Raw genomic sequence first — 1,505 nt, 5'->3', positions numbered from 1 at the left:
CAAGAAAGCAATTGGCGGCATGACGCCGTCCGCTTATGCCCAACATCTGGCAAACACCGATATCATCAACCCCGGACTCTAAACCCGACCGCTACTCAGGGCGGGGGGACGTCGCGACATCACCCATGCACCCGAGCCGCAGATCGATCCGACATGGATGACCTGACCGCGCTGGAGACCTGGGCCGCACCGCTGCTGGCGCGCCTGCAAGAGGGCGAGCGGCGCAAGCTGGCACGCAAGATCGGCACCGCGTTGCGGCGCTCGCAAAGCCAGCGCATCGGTAAGCAGCAAGCACCGGACGGCACTCCCTACGCACCACGCAAGCAGCAACTGCGGGATAAGGCGGGCAGAGTCAAACGCAAGAAGATGTTTGCCAAGCTGCGGCAGGCCAAGTACTTCAAGGTCAGCGCCAGCCCTAACCACGTGAGCGTGGGATTCATGGGACGCGTTTCCCGCATCGCACGCGTGCATCAGGAGGGCCTAAGTGAGCAGGTGCGGCCAAGTGGCCCGAGGGCGCGTTACGAAAAACGCATGTTATTGGGTTTTACCAAAGAAGATCGTCACATCACAGAAAACATAATCCTAAGTCACTTTGGGGATGGCTAGTCTCAATAAGACCCCTGTCACTTACATGATCTGTGCGGCTCAACTGATTTTCGCGAAGAAAAACGCTGCCAAACGAAGTGGCCTCCATTGCTCCATCCCGCCTGAATTGTAGTCTCGGCTGTGAGTGACTAGCTGTTTAAGAGACTTCCCACGCACCCCACGCCACGCAAATCGAACGGAGAAATAATGAGCACTTCACCGAACTCAACCTCAGCTACTGCACGAAATAAATTTCTGTTAGCTGGTGCCTTGCTAGCCACGGCATTCGCCGGCGCAGCTTCTGCAAGAGACATAGGTTTGTTCTGGCAAGCAAGCGAGATGACCTCATACAACGCGAATGGTCCATCCAGATCTGAGATTTGGAGCAACCAATGGAAGTATGGATATGCCAGGTGCAAGAGCGGCTTTCCACAAACAAAGTCAGTACGTCTCGGAAGGACGAGTGCAGGTTGGATCGGGTCAGGTAAATTTAATGTCACTGGCGAGTGGATTTGTGTAGACAGGTAATCATATTTTCTGAATTCACAATCAATCGATCGTGGCAAATGCTTGCACTGATTTGCAGTAGTTAAAATGCAACTCCTTTAGTTCAGATCGCCTTGTAGAGCAGCGCTCTACAAAGCATTTGCATTGGTCTGAACGACCCGATGGGGAACCCTACCTGGATTCCCCATTGGTGCCACTATGGCTTCTTTCACTGCAGTTGACCTCTCTAAGCTGCAGGCGCCGGATTTGATCGAGGCGCTGGACTTCGAGACGATCTTCGCTGAGGCACTTTGATACGCCCAGGGTTCCGTAGACACTCAAGACCCTCGTTGCGCGTAGCGCCGTTCAAACTCTACAGGGGACAAGTCGCCAGTTGAACCGTGGCGGCGGTTGGGGTTGTAGAACATCTCGAT

The 1,505-nt window shown here is 54.4% G+C and carries 1 protein-coding gene and 1 pseudogene; both read left to right on the top strand.

Features of this window, described 5'->3' with window-relative positions; all coding sequences use genetic code 11:
* Window positions 1-153 precede the first annotated feature (153 nt).
* A complete protein-coding gene (locus tag OZ10_RS20080) occupies window positions 154-606 on the top strand; it encodes a phage virion morphogenesis protein (RefSeq protein WP_039410547.1) in 453 nt (150 codons plus the stop codon).
* Between the two features lie 684 nt (window positions 607-1,290).
* A pseudogene (locus OZ10_RS23085) lies at window positions 1,291-1,380 on the top strand (baseplate assembly protein); the annotation flags it as partial.
* Window positions 1,381-1,505: the final 125 nt, after the last annotated feature.

This window comes from Xanthomonas cannabis pv. cannabis (assembly GCF_000802365.1).
Classification (GTDB): domain Bacteria; phylum Pseudomonadota; class Gammaproteobacteria; order Xanthomonadales; family Xanthomonadaceae; genus Xanthomonas; species Xanthomonas cannabis.
Note: the sequence above shows the minus strand (reverse complement) of the source record. Positions and strands in the feature narration are given on the sequence as shown.